The sequence below is a fragment of the Streptomyces malaysiensis subsp. samsunensis genome (assembly GCF_024519315.1).
Classification (GTDB): Bacteria; Actinomycetota; Actinomycetes; order Streptomycetales; family Streptomycetaceae; genus Streptomyces; species Streptomyces malaysiensis.
This window is the reverse complement of the sequence record NZ_JANIIC010000002.1, coordinates 162,855-176,547: the sequence shown is the minus strand read 5'-3', so window position 1 is coordinate 176,547 and position 13,693 is coordinate 162,855. Positions and strand designations below refer to the sequence as shown.

The window sequence follows — 13,693 nt, the reverse complement described above, 5'->3', positions numbered from 1 at the left end:
GATCCTCCCCGCCCGTGGCGCGCTCACCCTCCGGGTGACCGTCGGCGAACCCGACGAGAGCGGGCGGCGCCCGCTGAACGTCCACTCCCGCCCCGAGGGCGCCGGGTTCGGCGAGCCATGGACCCCGCACGCCACCGGTACGCTCGCCACCGCCGGATCCGCCACCGCCGCATCCGCCACCGCCGCATCCGCCACTCCCGCGGAGCTGACCGCGTGGCCTCCGGCGGACGCCACCGAACTCGACGTCAGCGACATGTACGAGCGGTACGCGGCGGGCGGCTTCGGCTACGGCCCGGCCTTCCGGGGCCTGCGGGCCGCCTGGCTGCGCGGCGACGAGGTGTTCGCCGAGGTGCGGCTGGCCCAGGAGCAGCGGTCGGCCGCCGCCGGGTACGGGATCCACCCGGCCCTGCTCGACGCCTCCTTGCACGGCATAGCGCTCGGCACCCTCTTCGCCGGGGAGGACCCCGGGACGGCCCAGGGGCGGCTGCCGTTCTCCTGGACCGGGGTGTCGCTGCACGCCGCCGGGGCCGACGAGGTGCGGGTGCGGATCTCCCCGGCCGGGGAGGACACCGTGGCGCTCGCGGTGGCCGACCCGACCGGCCGCCCGGTGGCCACCGTCGAGGGGCTGCTGCGGAAGATGGCCGGCGACCAGCTCAGCGGCGCCCGCGCCGCGAGCAGCGAATCGCTGTTCCAGCTCGACTGGCCCGCTCTCACCGGCTCCGACCGGCCCACCCCGCTGACCCGGGCCGCGCTGGTCGGCGACGACGGGCTCGAGGTGACCGAGAGCCTCTTCGCGGCCGGGGTCCACCTGGAGTCGTATGTGGACCTGGAGTCGCGCCCGGACGTCCATCGTGACGAGCGCGGCGCGTTCGTCGCCCACTACACCGAATCCGCCTTCTCCGCGGCCGTCGGCCATCCGCTGCGCCTGGGCCAGAACCACCACAGCGTCTCCCGGCGCGGCACCGTCCGCGGGGTGCACTACGCGGACGTCCCCCCGGGCCAGGCCAAGATGGTGACCTGCGTCAGCGGTGAACTCCTCGATGTGGTGGTCGACTTGTGGGTGGGCTCGCCCACCTTCGGGCGCTGGGACAGTGTGCGTCTCGACCCCGTCTCGTACCGGGCGGTCTATCTGGAGGAGGGCCTCGGCCACGCCTTCATCGCGCTGCGGGACGACACGGTGGCGGCCTATCTGAACTCGGCGGAGTACAACCCGGGCGCCGAGCACGAGATCGACCCCTTCGACCCGGCGCTCGGCCTGCCCTGGCCCGGGGACCTGGAGTATCTGGTCTCCCGGCGCGACCGGAACGCCCCCGGTCTGGCCGAGGCCGAACGGGCCGGTCTGCTGCCGTCCTACGAGGTCTGCCGGGCGCTGCACCCCCGGCGCGGCTGACCCGGCCCGGCCTGCCCCCATCCACCGATCGGTTGATGCGGCCGCTCAGCCGGTCGGTGGAGGGAGGATCAGCCCGGTGGGCAGCCGATGGGCCGATCCGCGGGGGATATCCGCTTCCTACGGTGGAAGAGTGAAGGAACCGAGCGAGGAGGACCCGGGCCGATGCCGCTGATCGAGGTCAGTAACCTGCGCAAGGAATACCGCAATCATGTGGCGGTACAGGACGTGTCCTTCTCCGTGGAGGAGGGCGAGATCTTCGGCATCCTCGGGCCCAACGGCGCGGGCAAGACCACCGCCGTGGAGTGCATCGAGGGAATGCGCAAACGCGACGGCGGCGAGATCTCCGTGATGGGCCTGGACCCGCTGAAGGACAAGGACCTCGCCGAGCTGCGCGAGTCCATCGGGATCCAGCTCCAGCAGAGCGAACTGCCGCCCAAGATGAAGGTGTGGGAGGCGCTCGAGCTCTACAGCACCTTCTACCGCGACCCCGTCGACTGGCGCGAGCTCATCGAGGAGTGGGGTCTGTCCGGCAAGGCCGACGCGGCCTACGGATCGCTGTCCGGCGGACAGCGGCAGCGGCTGTCCATCGCGCTCGCCCTCGTCGGCAACCCCAGGATCGCCGTCTTCGACGAGCTGACCACCGCACTGGACCCGCACGCCAGGCGCGAGACCTGGAAGCTGATCGAGAAGGTCCGGGAGCAGGATGTGACCGTGCTGCTGGTCACCCACTTCATGGAGGAGGCCGAGCGGCTCTGCGATCGGATCGCCATCATCGAATCCGGCCGGGTCGTCGCCCTGGACACCCCGTCCGGACTGGTGTCCAGGGTCGATGAACAGCAGATCATCCGCTTCAAGCCGTCCGTTCCGATGGACGACGAACTGCTCACCTCGCTGCCCGAGGTGAGCAGTGTGACCCGGTCCAAGTCCCAGGTGACGGTGGTCGGCAAGGGCAATGTGGTCTACGCGGTGATCTCCGTCCTGGCCCGCAATCAGATCGTGGCGAACGAACTCCGCCTGGAACAGGCGAGTCTCGATGACGCCTTCGTCGCCCTGACCGGCTCCAAGCCCGCCAACTAAAGCCGCCGAGGAGACCGCGCCGAACCCGGCTACACGGACGTGGTGGAGCTGGCACCCACCGTGCAGTGCACCCCGCGCAACTACACCCATCTGCCCGCGGGGGCCACCCCGCCGTTCCTCGAGGACGTGGTGGAGGCGCCGGCCGACCGGGTGCGGTTCGACACCGTGCTCTCCGAGGAGGGTGGCCGCTTCTTCCACGCCTTCAACCGCTATCTCGTCGTGGAGACGGAGCTGAGCGCCGTTCCCGAGGAACCGCCGCACTACCGCTGGATGGCGGTGCGTCAGCTGCTCGACCTGATTCGCCACAGCCATTACGTCAACGTCGAGGCCCGCACACTCATCGCCTGTCTGCACTCCCTGGCCGTATAGGGGGGCGCCTAGGGGGCCGGACCTGGGCGGAGCTAGGGGTTATTCGGATCGTGGCCGCTGCCATAGCCTCCGGGACACAGGGTGCCCGGAGCGGTACATCGGAGGACATGTCGTGCAGGACATCATCAGTGCCATGCTGGCAGAGGATGCGGTGGCCGCGGATTTCGCCGCCTTGAAGGTTCCCGAGTCCTATCGGGGCGCGGTGATCCTCAAAGAGGAATCCGAAATGTTCGAGGGCATGGCCACCAAGGACAAGGACCCCCAGAAGTCGCTCCACATACGTGAGGTGCCCACCCCCGAACCGGGCCCGGGTGAGGCGGTGATCGCGGTCATGGCCAGCGCGATCAACTACAACACCGTCTGGAGCGCCATCTTCGAGCCGCTGCCGACCTTCGGCTTCCTGGAGCGGTACGCGCGGACCGACGACCCCGGAGCCGCCCGCCACGACCAGCCCTACCACGTCCTCGGCTCCGATCTGGCCGGTGTGGTGCTGCGCACCGGGCCGGGGGTGCGCCACTGGAAGCCGGGCGACCGGGTGGTGGCCCACTGCCTGTCCATCGAGCTGCGCTCCCCGGACGGCCATGACGACAGCATGCTCGACCCCGAGCAGCGCATCTGGGGTTTCGAGACCAACTTCGGCGGGCTCGCCGAGCTCTCGCTGGTCAAGGCCAACCAGCTGATGCCGATGCCCGCCACCTCACCTGGGAGGAGGCCGCCTCCTCCGGCCTGGTCAACTCCACGGCCTACCGGCAGCTCGTCTCCCGCAACGGCGCCCGGATGAAACAGGGCGATGTGACCCTCATCTGGGGCGCGGCAGGTGGACTCGGCTCGTACGCGTCCCAACTGGCCGTCAACGGCGGGGCGATCCCGGTGTGTGTGGTCTCCGGGCGGCGCAAGGCCGAACTCGTCCGCTCCATGGGGGCCGAGCTGGTCATCGACCGGGCCGAGGAGGGCTATCGCTTCTGGAAGGACCCGGTCACGCCCGACCCCAGGGAGTGGAAGCGCTTCGGGTCCCGGATCCGCGAGCTGACCGGCGGCGAGGACCCGGACATCGTCGTGGAGCACCCCCGGCCGGGAGACGTTCGGCGCCAGTGTGTATGTGGCGCGGCGCGGCGGCACGATCGTCACCTGCGCCTCGACCTCCGGCTTCCGCCATGAGTACGACAACCGCTATCTGTGGATGGCGCTCAAGCGGGCGGTCGACTCCTCAGGGAGCGGTCTTGCCGAGGCCGAACCGGCGCAGTGTCCGGCCCAGTGTGACCGGGTTGAGCAGCCCCAGCGGGGCCGGTAGCCGGTGCCAGGGCACACAGCGGTTGACCAGGCCGAAGGCGGCGCGCACCGGCAGATCGACGGCCGCGCGCACCGGGTCGGGCAGCAGCGGGGCGCGCGGCGGTTCGGCGGTGTGGTGGAGGCGCGGGCCGAGGCGGTCCGCCGCGGCGGTCTCGGACGCGGCCTTGCGGGCCCGGTTGAGATTGCCGAGCGGACGGAACTCCTCGGTGGTGTGCCAGGGGTTGAACGCCAGCCGCTCGACCCGGCCGGCCGCGGACCGGGCCCGGTCGCTGTCCAGGTCCTGGCGCGGCACGGTGAGCACCGCGACCGGGACGACCGGCGCGTCGCTCTCCCGCCACTCCACCGAACCGTCCTCGACCGGGGTGCGCCGGTCGTCCAGATAGCGCTGCACACACAGCTCGAAGGCGATGTCGCCGGTGGACAGCCGCATCGCCAGCTCACGGTGGAGATAGTCCGGGTCGCCGCGGTCGGGCGGGGGAGCGGGGGTGCCGCCGGGCGCCGGGCGCAGCTGGAAGCGCACCGGACCGGCCGGGCCCCACAGGATCGCGCCCCGGCTCCAGAAGGTCTCGCGGGCCAGCGAGCCCACCGTATGGCGGGTGGCGATCCGCAGATTGCGGCGCATCCGGTCGGCGGTGGCCCAGCCCACCGCCAGCGGCAACTGGACGAAGAGCCCGAACGCCTTCTCCACGGTGCTCCCCGCGCCCGCCGTGGCCTTGGCGAAGGCCACGAACTCATGCGCGTCGGCGGCATGCGACACCGGGAAGCTGGTGGCCAGCAGATCGTGGGTCTCCTCCGGACCTGCCTGCACCCGCACCGCGATCCGGCGCAGATCGGGCGTGGCGCCGTACGGCTCGGTGCCGCTCGCGCTGGACAGCCGCACCACGGCCGGGTACTCGGCGCCCGGCCGGGCGTAGCCCACGCACAGCCCCGGCGGAAGGCCGTCATGGAACCGCAGCCGGGCGTTCTCCACGCCCAGCGCCGCCCTGGCGCGGAAGGGGCGCAGCAGCTGGGGGACGCCCGAGCCGTCCGCGCGGTCGGGGTGCACCCGCTGCATCCGCAGCAGCTCACGCGTCAGCTTCTCGAAGCGCAGCCGCTCCGCCTCGGGGCTGCCGCCCTCATACGCCTCATAGCCCTCGTACCTCGCGCCCCGCGCCCCGCCCATCGCCTCGTGCCGCGCCACCTCGCCGACGCGTACCACCTCACCGCCGTCTGCCGTCTCGCTTCGTACGGACTGCTGTCCGGTGTTGATCATGAGGAACGCTCCGTACGGGGCAAAGGGCGACGATAAGGAACAAAAGAGACGGTAGGGGAGCGTTCGCGCGACCGCAGCCCGGAGCGGTGCGTCGGTGGTAATCGGTGGTGATCGAGGTGATCGGTGGTGATCGGGGTGATCGGGGCGATCGGGTGGTGATCGGCTCCTCGGGGCGCCCCGGCGGGTTCCGCCGCGGGCCCCGGGCGGTTCCGTCGCGGCCTGCGGCACACTGGTGGCATGCCGGAGCTGCCCGAGGTGGAGGCCCTCGCCGCGATCCTGGCCGAGCGCGCCGCCGGCCGGGAGATCGCCCGTGTCCTCCCCGTCGCGGTGAGCGTCCTGAAGACCTACGACCCGCCGCTGAGCGCGCTCGAAGGCCGCACCGTCACGGCGGCGGCCCGCCACGGCAAGTTCCTCGACCTGGCCACCGACGGCCCCCATCTGGTCGTCCACCTCGCCAAGGCGGGCTGGCTGCGCTGGCGGGACGGACTCCCCGAGGCCCCGCCCCGCCCCGGCAAGGGCCCGCTCGCGCTGCGGCTGCTCCTGGCCGGCCCGGAGCGCTCCGGCTTCGACCTCACCGAGGCCGGGACGCGCAAGGGGCTCGCGGTGTACGTGGTCCGCGACCCCCAGGAGGTCCCCGGGATCGCCCGGCTGGGCCCGGATCCGCTGGACGACTCCTTCACCCTGGAGACCTTCGCCGGGCTGCTGCGCGGCGTACGCCACCGGATCAAGGGGGTGCTGCGCGACCAGAGCGTCATCGCCGGGATCGGCAACGCCTACTCCGACGAGATCCTGCACGCCGCCCGCATGTCGCCCTACCGGCTCGCCTCGGACCTCACCGAGGAGGAGATCGCCGGGGTGTACGAGGCGATGGGCACCACGCTGCGCTCCGCCGTCGAGCGCTCCCGCGGCCTGGCCGCCACCGACCTCAAGGGGGAGAAGCGCGACGGCATGCGGGTGCACGGCCGCGCCGGACAGCCGTGCCCGGTGTGCGGGGACACCGTCCGCGAGGTGTCCTTCCGCGACTCCGCGTTGCAGTACTGCCCCACCTGCCAGACCGGTGGCAAGCCGCTCGCCGACCGCCGGCTGTCCCGGCTGCTCAAGTAGCGGGGCCTCCACCGGGAGTGGGCTGCCGGCGTCGGCGGCCGTCTCAAATGCCGCCCGCCACCGGCCAGTTGATCTCCCGCTCTTGACCCGAGGAGCTCCGGCCCGCCATATGGTGCTGTCGCAACCCCACGACACGACACCCCACGCCACGTCACGGAGCACCATGACCACAGCCCTGATCATCGGTGGCGGCATCGCCGGCACGGTGACCGCGATGGCCCTGCAAAAGGCCGGGATCGACGCGGTCGTCCACGAGACGTACCCCACGGACGCCATCGACGCCGGTGCGTTCCTCGTCGTCGCCGCCAACGGCCTGGAGGCACTGCGCACCATCGACGCCCATGAACCCGTGCTGGAGAACTCCTTCCCGGTCGGCCGCGTCGACTTCATCAGCAACACCGGCAAACGGCTCGGCAACCGCCCCATGTCCGGATCACAGGACGGCGGCCTCGGCTCCGTGACGCTCAAACGCGCCACCCTCGCCCGGGTGCTGCGCGAGGAGGCGGTGCGCCGCGGAGTCCGCATCGAGCACGGCAAACGGCTGCTCGCCGCCCACACCAGCCCCGACGGCCGGATTGTCGGCTCCTTCGCCGACGGCGGCCGTGCCGTGGGCGACATGCTGATCGGCGCCGACGGCATCCACTCGCTCGTCCGCAGGATCATAGACGCGGGCGCGCCCCGCCCCCGCTACACCGGACAGCACACCGTCTGCGGCTACACCCGCGACGCCGACTCGCCCCCGGACCCCGACGCCTACACCATGATCTTCGGCAAGCAGGCGTTCTTCGGCTGCACCACCGCCCCGGACGGCGAGATCTGGTGGTTCTGCAACGCCCCGGCCCAGGAGATGTCCAAGGCCGAGCTCGCCGCCGTCAGCGCCGAGGAGTGGCGCGAGCGGCTGCTGGCGCTCCTCGCCGACGACAACACCCCCGCCGCCGACCTGGTCCGCGCCACCGGTGACTCCATCGTGGCCACCGCCGCCTACGACATCGTCTCCACCCCCGCCTGGTCCGAGGAGGCCATGGTCATCGTCGGCGACGCCGCGCACGCCTGCGCGCCCAACGCCGCACAGGGCGCGTCGATGGCCATCGAGGACGGTGTCGTGCTCGCCAAGTGCCTGCGTGATCTGCGCACGCCCCAGTCGGCCTTCGCCGTGTACGAGGCGCTGCGCCGGGGGCGGGTCGAGAAGGTCGCCATGGCCAGTGCGGGCATGGCCCGCCGCACGGCACAGGGGCCCGTGGGGCGCGCCCTGCGCGATGTCACCATGCCGCGCAAGCTGGACCGGGCCGCGGGCGGCGCCTCGGACTGGCTGACCGGCTACCGCATCGACTGGGACGAGCGGATCGACGCACAGACGGCCCGCCGGCGCCGCTGACGCGAGCGCGGCCCCGCCCCCGGGACCGTAGCGGGACCGGGGGCGGGGCCGGGGGCGGGGCCGCCGGGACCGTAGCGGGACCGTCCGGAAGGCGTTCGGAAGGCGGTCCCCGGGGCGGGCAGACCGGGCCGCACGTTTGGTCCGGGCTCTCACGGGCACTTGGAGCGCCCTGGCCCCCGTACGCCCGGGAGATTCGTGTGAGCCCAGTACGCATAGTGATCGTCGGTGCCGGTTTCGCCGGTTACCAGACCGCCCGTACGCTCTCCCGCACCCTTCGCGGCGCGGCGGACATCGTCCTGATCAATCCCAACGACTACTTCCTGTATCTGCCGCTGCTGCCCGAAGTGGCGGCCGGGGTCCTGGAGCCCCGGCGGGTCTCGGTCTCCCTCACCGGCACCCTCCCGCATGTCCGGCTGGTGCTGGGCGAGGTCCACGGCGTCGATCTGGACGCCCGCCGGATCTCCTGGCGGGACCCGGACGGACGCCCCGGCGAGATGGCCTACGACCGGCTCGTCCTCTCCGTGGGCAGCGTCAACAAGCTGCTGCCCATCCCCGGAGTGGCCGAGCACGCCCACGGCTTCCGCGGTATGCCGGAGGCGCTCTACCTGCGCGACCACATCACCCGGCAGATGGAGATGTCCGGCACCACCTCGGACCCGGCGGAGCGGGAGGCCCGCCGCACCTTCGTGGTGGTCGGCGCCGGCTACACCGGCACCGAGGTGGCCGCCCACGGGGTGCTCTTCACCGACTCGCTCGCGCGGAAGAACATCTCGCTGCGCGACGGGCCGCGCCCCCGCTGGCTGCTGCTCGACATCGCCCCCAGGGTGCTGCCCGAGCTGGACGAGAAGCTGTCCCGCACGGCCGACCGGGTGCTGCGCAAACGGGGTGTGGAGGTCCGCACCCGCACCACGGTCAAGGAGGCCACCTCGGAGGGGGTGCTGCTGGACGACGGCGAGTGCATCGCCACCCGGTCGCTGATCTGGTGCGTCGGGGTACGCCCCGACCCGCTGGTGGAGCGGCTCGGACTGGCGGCCGAACGCGGCCGGCTGAGGGTCGACCAGTATCTGGCCGTGCCCGGCTATCCGGACGTGCTGGCCTGCGGGGACGCCGCCGCGGTGCCCGATCTGACCCGGCCGGGCCAGTTCACCCCGATGACCGCACAGCACGCCCAGCGGCAGGGAAAGGTCGCGGCCCACAACATCCTCGCCTCCCTCGGGCACGGCGACCCCAAGCCGTACAAACACCATGACCTCGGGTTCACCGTCGACCTCGGCGGGGTCCAGGCGGCCGCGGACCCGCTGCGCGTACCGCTGTCCGGGCCGATCGCCAACGCGGTCACCCGCGGCTACCACCTGATGGCGATGCCGGGGAACCGGGTCCGGGTCGCCTCCGACTGGCTGCTCGACGCGGTACTGCCCCGCCAGGCGGTGCAGCTCGGGATGGTCCCGCCGTGGGCGGTGCCGCTGGACACCGAGTCGCCCGAGATCGCTCAGACGGGCCGGGCGGGCCGCCGCTGACCGCCGGCGCGCCCCGAGCCGCGGCCGACCGCCGCAACCTGGAAGGAGAACAATGCGACACGAACAACTCAGCGAGCTCGGGCAGCAGCTCCGGGTGGACTCGGTGCGTGCCGCCGCGGCCGCCGGGTCCGGCCATCCCACGTCGTCGATGTCGGCCGCGGACCTGATGGCCGTCCTGATGGGAAACCATCTGCGCTATGACTTCGAGCAGCCCGACCACCCCGGCAATGACCACCTGATCTTCTCCAAGGGCCATGCCTCCCCGCTGCTCTACTCGGTCTACAAGGCGGCCGGCGCCCTCCGCGACGAGGAGTTCGTCACCTTCCGCAAGCGCGGCAGCAGGCTGGAGGGCCACCCCACGCCCCGGCTGCCGTGGGTGGACGTGGCCACCGGATCGCTCGGACAGGGCCTGCCCTACGGCGTGGGCACCGCGCTCAGCGGCAAGCGGCTGGACCATGTGCCCTACCGCGTATGGGTGCTGTGCGGCGACAGCGAGATGGCCGAGGGGTCGATGTGGGAGGCGTTCGAGCACGCGGGCTACGAGCGGCTGGACAACCTCGTCGCCATCATCGATGTGAACCGGCTCGGCCAGCGCGGGCCCACCCGCCACGAATGGGACCTGGACGCCTACGCGCGGCGCATCCGCGCCTTCGACTGGCACACCATCGAGATCGACGGCCATGACATCGAGGCCATCGACCGCGCCTACGCCGAGGCGCTGTCCACCGTCGGGCGCCCCACCGCCATCGTCGCCCGCACCATGAAGGGCCGCGGTGTCGCCTCGGTGGAGAACCGCGAGGGCATGCACGGCAAGCCGCTCACCCATCCGGACGAGGCCATCGCCGAACTCGGCGGCGTACGCAACCTGGCCGTGCCGGTGCTCGGCCCGCCCTCGGTGACCCCCGCCCGGCCCGCCTCCGAGGGCCCGCTGGCCCTGCCGCGCTACAACACCGGCGACTCGGTGCCCACCCGGGACGCGTTCGGGGAGGCGGTGGCCGCCGTCGGCACGGCCCGCGGCGATGTGGTGGCGCTCGACGGCGAGGTGGGCGACTCCACCCGGCTGGAGTACTTCCACAAGGAGCACCCCGAGCGGTACTTCGAGTTCTTCATCGCCGAGCAGCAACTGGTGGCCGCCGCCGTCGGCATGCAGGCCCGCGGCTGGAACCCGTACGTCTCCACCTTCGCGGCCTTCTTCACCCGCGCCTACGACTTCATCCGGATGGCCTCCGTCAGCGACGCGAACCTCAACCTCATCGGCTCCCACGCCGGGGTGGCCATCGGCGAGGACGGCCCCTCGCAGATGGGCCTGGAGGACCTGGCGGCCCTGCGCGCGGTGCACGGCAGCACGGTGCTCTACCCGTGCGACGCCAACCAGGCCGCCCAGCTGACCGCGGCCATGGCCGGGGAGTCCGGGATCCGCTATCTGCGCACCACGCGCGGCGGAACGCCGGTCATCTACCCGTCCTCCGAGACCTTCCCCATCGGCGGCTCCAAGGTCGTCCGCGCCACCGACGGCGACCGGGTCACGCTGATCGGCGCGGGGGTGACCCTGCACGAGGCCGTCGAGGCCGCCGACCGGCTCGCCGAGGAGGGCATCCCCGCCCGCGTCATCGACCTGTACTCGCTGAAGCCGGTGGACGCCGAGACGCTGCGCACGGCCGCCGAGGTGACGGGGCGCCTGATCACCGTGGAGGACCACCACCCCGAGGGCGGACTGGGCGACGCGGTGCTCGGGGCATTCGCCGACGGCCGTCCGGTGCCCCGGATGGTCCGGCTCGCGGTGCGCATGATGCCGGCCTCCTCGACCCCCGCCGAGCAGCTGAGCGACGCGGGAATCGACGCGGACGCGATCGTCGCGGCCGCGCGGGAGCTGGTCGGCAAGGGCTGAGGACGGCTGAGGGGCGGGATCGCCGAGAGCACGAAACGGCCGGAAGGAGCGGACAGATGGGCGTCAAGCAGGGAATGCGTGTGGTGGTGGTCGGGGCCACCGGCAATGTCGGTACGAGCGTCGTCCGCGCCCTCGGCGAGGCCCCGGACATCGCGTCGATCGTGGGCATCGCCCGCAGGGTGCCCAACTGGTCGCCGCCCAAGACGACCTGGGTACGGGCGGACATCGGGCGGGACTCCGGCGAGGAGGCCGACCTCGTACGGCACTTCGAGGCCGCCGACGCGGTCATCCACCTCGCCTGGCTGATCCAGCCGAGCCACCGGCCCGCCGTCACCTGGGACACCAATGTCCTGGGCAGCATCCGGGTCTTCGAGGCGGTGGCGCGGGCCGAGGTGCCGGTGCTGGTGTACGCCTCCTCGGTGGGCGCCTACTCGCCCGGCCCCGAGGACGGCCGCCCGGTGGACGAGTCCTGGCCCACCCATGGCTGGCCGGAGGCCGCGTACTGCCGTGAGAAGGCGTATGTGGAGCGGGTGCTGGACGCCTTCGAGCTGGAGCATCCGCAGATCCGGGTGGTGCGGATGCGACCCGGCTTCCTCTTCAAGGAGGAGGCGGCGGCCGAGCAGCGCCGGCTGTTCATGGGCCCCTTCCTGCCCCGGCGGCTGATCCGCGACACCTTCCTGCCCGCCGTCGTCGACCTGCCAGGACTGCGGCTCCAGGTCCTGCACACCGACGACGCCGCCGAGGCGTACCGGCTGGCGCTCGGCCGCGAGGTGCGCGGCGCCTTCAACCTCGCGGCCGAACCGCCGGTGGACGGCGACACGCTGGCGGGCCTCCTCGACGCGCGCAAGGTGCGCATCCCGCGCCTCGCCGCCCGCTCCGCGATGGCCACGGCCTGGCATCTGCGTCTGCTGCCGCCCTCGCCCCAACTGCTCGACGCCGCCTTGCGGCTGCCGCTGATGGACACCACCCGCGCCCAGGAGGAACTGGGCTGGCGGCCCCGGCACACCGCCGTCGAGACGCTCCGGGAGTTCCTCACCGGGCTGCGGCGCGGCACCGGTATGGATCTGACCGCCCCGCTGGCTCCCAAGCCGCCCGGCGGACGGCCGCACGAGACCGCGACGAGCGGTGCGGGGGAGCGCCCCTGACCCCTGAACGGCCCCCGGCGGTGTGAGACGCGGCCCTCGGCGGTGTGGGAAACCGCCCCCGGCCGTGTGAGACGCGGCACATGAGACGGGCTCAGCGGCAGCAACGCCGCCGGGCCCGTACCGCTGTGACCCATGACCCCTCGTAACCCGTGACGCGACTCCCGTACGCTTCTGCCCAGTTGGTCGGGACATCGACGAGGGTGGGGGCACATGGGCAAGGCGGGGAGTCCGGTGCGCGGTCATGCCCGGCGCACGGGAACGGTGGCGGTCGCCGTGGCGGCCGCCGCACTCTGTCTGACGGCATCGGCGGAGGCCCGGCCCGCCGCGGCGGACGATCCGTCGTATTCCGCCACCACCTCGGTGGGGGTGCACAACGCGTACGAGGACGCCAAGTACCCCTACTTCGCCGACGCGCTGGACTCAGGCGCCTCGCTCCTGGAACTCGATGTGTGGACCAACGCGTTCGGCGCGGGCTGGCGGGTCTCACACAGCAATCCGCTCGGCAACGACAACAACTGCGAGAACGCCGCCGGACCCGGCGAGCTGCGCACCAAGCCCCGCAACCAGAGCCTGGCCGGCTGCCTCGCCGACATGCGGGCCTGGCACCAGGCCCATCCCGGACACCGTCCGATCTTCGTCAAGGTGGAGCTGAAGGACGGCTTCAACGGCAAGAAGGGACGCGGTCCGGGCGACCTCGACGCGCTCCTCGGCGCCACGCTGGGCGACGCGCTGCTGCGCCCGGCGGATGTGGTGGGCGGCCATGCCGACCTCGACGAGGCGGTGCGGGCGGACGGCTGGCCGTCCCGCTCGGCGCTCGCGGGCAAGTTCGTCTTCGAGCTGATACCGGGCACGGTCGAGGAGAACAACCCCCTGGACACGCTGTGGACCGACCGTGAGTACGCCACCCATCTGCGGGATCTGTCCGCCGCCGGGAAGCTCGGTCAGGCCGCCGCCTTCCCCGCCGTCCACAACGCCGCCTCGGGCGACCCGCGCACCCGCTATACCGACGCCACGCTCCGGCCGTGGTTCGTGGTCTTCGACGGGGACGCCTCCACGTATGTCACCAGCGGGATCGACACCGCCTGGTACGACGACCGGCACTACCTGCTGATCATGACGGACGCGCACAACGTGGCCCCCGCGATCGACGGCACCAACCCCACCGAGGCCCAGGCCAGGGACCGGGTGTCCGAACTCGCCGCCCGCCACGCCAGCTTCGCCACCGCCGACTGGTATCCGCTGCCGTCCGTGCTGTCCACCGTCGTCCCCCGTGGCTGAGCACGCGC

9 protein-coding genes and 2 pseudogenes are annotated in these 13,693 nt (G+C 72.3%); 10 read left to right on the top strand and 1 reads right to left on the bottom strand.

Annotated elements, in window-relative coordinates; all coding sequences use genetic code 11:
* Positions 1-34: 34 nt before the first annotated feature.
* From NQU54_RS49035 to ccrA, 4 genes and pseudogenes are all read left to right on the top strand, one after another.
* Complete coding sequence (locus NQU54_RS49035; RefSeq protein ID WP_372505751.1) at positions 35-1,390, top strand: dTDP-4-dehydrorhamnose 3,5-epimerase family protein; 1,356 nt, start codon at positions 35-37, stop codon at positions 1,388-1,390.
* Positions 1,391-1,552: 162 nt separating this feature from the next.
* Entirely contained in the window at positions 1,553-2,467 is a 915-nt protein-coding gene (locus NQU54_RS02000) for an ABC transporter ATP-binding protein (protein WP_257629453.1), read from the top strand.
* A 15-nt stretch (positions 2,468-2,482) separates the two neighbouring features.
* Positions 2,483-2,836: pseudogene (locus NQU54_RS01995) on the top strand (NDP-hexose 2,3-dehydratase family protein); the annotation flags it as partial.
* A gap of 112 nt (positions 2,837-2,948) precedes the next feature.
* Positions 2,949-4,067 (top strand): annotated as a pseudogene (ccrA, locus tag NQU54_RS01990) (crotonyl-CoA carboxylase/reductase); the annotation flags it as partial.
* On the opposite strand, the gene NQU54_RS01985 reads toward ccrA, so the two are convergent.
* On the bottom strand, positions 4,044-5,378 hold the full coding sequence (locus NQU54_RS01985; protein WP_306278275.1) for a catalase family protein: 1,335 nt from the start codon (positions 5,376-5,378) through the stop codon (positions 4,044-4,046). The pseudogene ccrA and the gene NQU54_RS01985 sit on opposite strands and share 24 nt — an antisense overlap.
* A gap of 237 nt (positions 5,379-5,615) precedes the next feature.
* Here NQU54_RS01985 and NQU54_RS01980 point away from each other — a divergent pair, with 237 nt between their 5' ends.
* The 6 genes from NQU54_RS01980 to NQU54_RS01955 all read left to right on the top strand — a co-directional run bounded on the left by NQU54_RS01980 (position 5,616) and on the right by NQU54_RS01955 (position 13,685).
* The gene (locus NQU54_RS01980; RefSeq protein ID WP_257629452.1) at positions 5,616-6,482 is read left to right on the top strand and encodes an Fpg/Nei family DNA glycosylase; all 867 of its coding nucleotides are present in this window, start codon (positions 5,616-5,618) and stop codon (positions 6,480-6,482) included.
* Positions 6,483-6,645: 163 nt separating this feature from the next.
* A complete protein-coding gene (locus NQU54_RS01975; protein ID WP_257629451.1) occupies positions 6,646-7,857 on the top strand; it encodes an FAD-dependent monooxygenase in 1,212 nt (403 codons plus the stop codon).
* A 197-nt stretch (positions 7,858-8,054) separates the two neighbouring features.
* Complete coding sequence (locus tag NQU54_RS01970) at positions 8,055-9,374, top strand: NAD(P)/FAD-dependent oxidoreductase (RefSeq protein WP_257629450.1); 1,320 nt, start codon at positions 8,055-8,057, stop codon at positions 9,372-9,374.
* 52 nt (positions 9,375-9,426) lie between these two features.
* Complete coding sequence (locus tag NQU54_RS01965; RefSeq protein WP_257629449.1) at positions 9,427-11,262, top strand: transketolase; 1,836 nt, start codon at positions 9,427-9,429, stop codon at positions 11,260-11,262.
* 56 nt (positions 11,263-11,318) lie between these two features.
* Positions 11,319-12,407 (top strand): NAD-dependent epimerase/dehydratase family protein, encoded by a 1,089-nt coding sequence (locus NQU54_RS01960; RefSeq protein ID WP_257629448.1) that lies wholly within the window; start codon positions 11,319-11,321, stop codon positions 12,405-12,407.
* A 210-nt stretch (positions 12,408-12,617) separates the two neighbouring features.
* Complete coding sequence (locus NQU54_RS01955) at positions 12,618-13,685, top strand: phosphatidylinositol-specific phospholipase C domain-containing protein (protein WP_257629447.1); 1,068 nt, start codon at positions 12,618-12,620, stop codon at positions 13,683-13,685.
* The last annotated feature ends 8 nt before the right edge of the window (positions 13,686-13,693 follow it).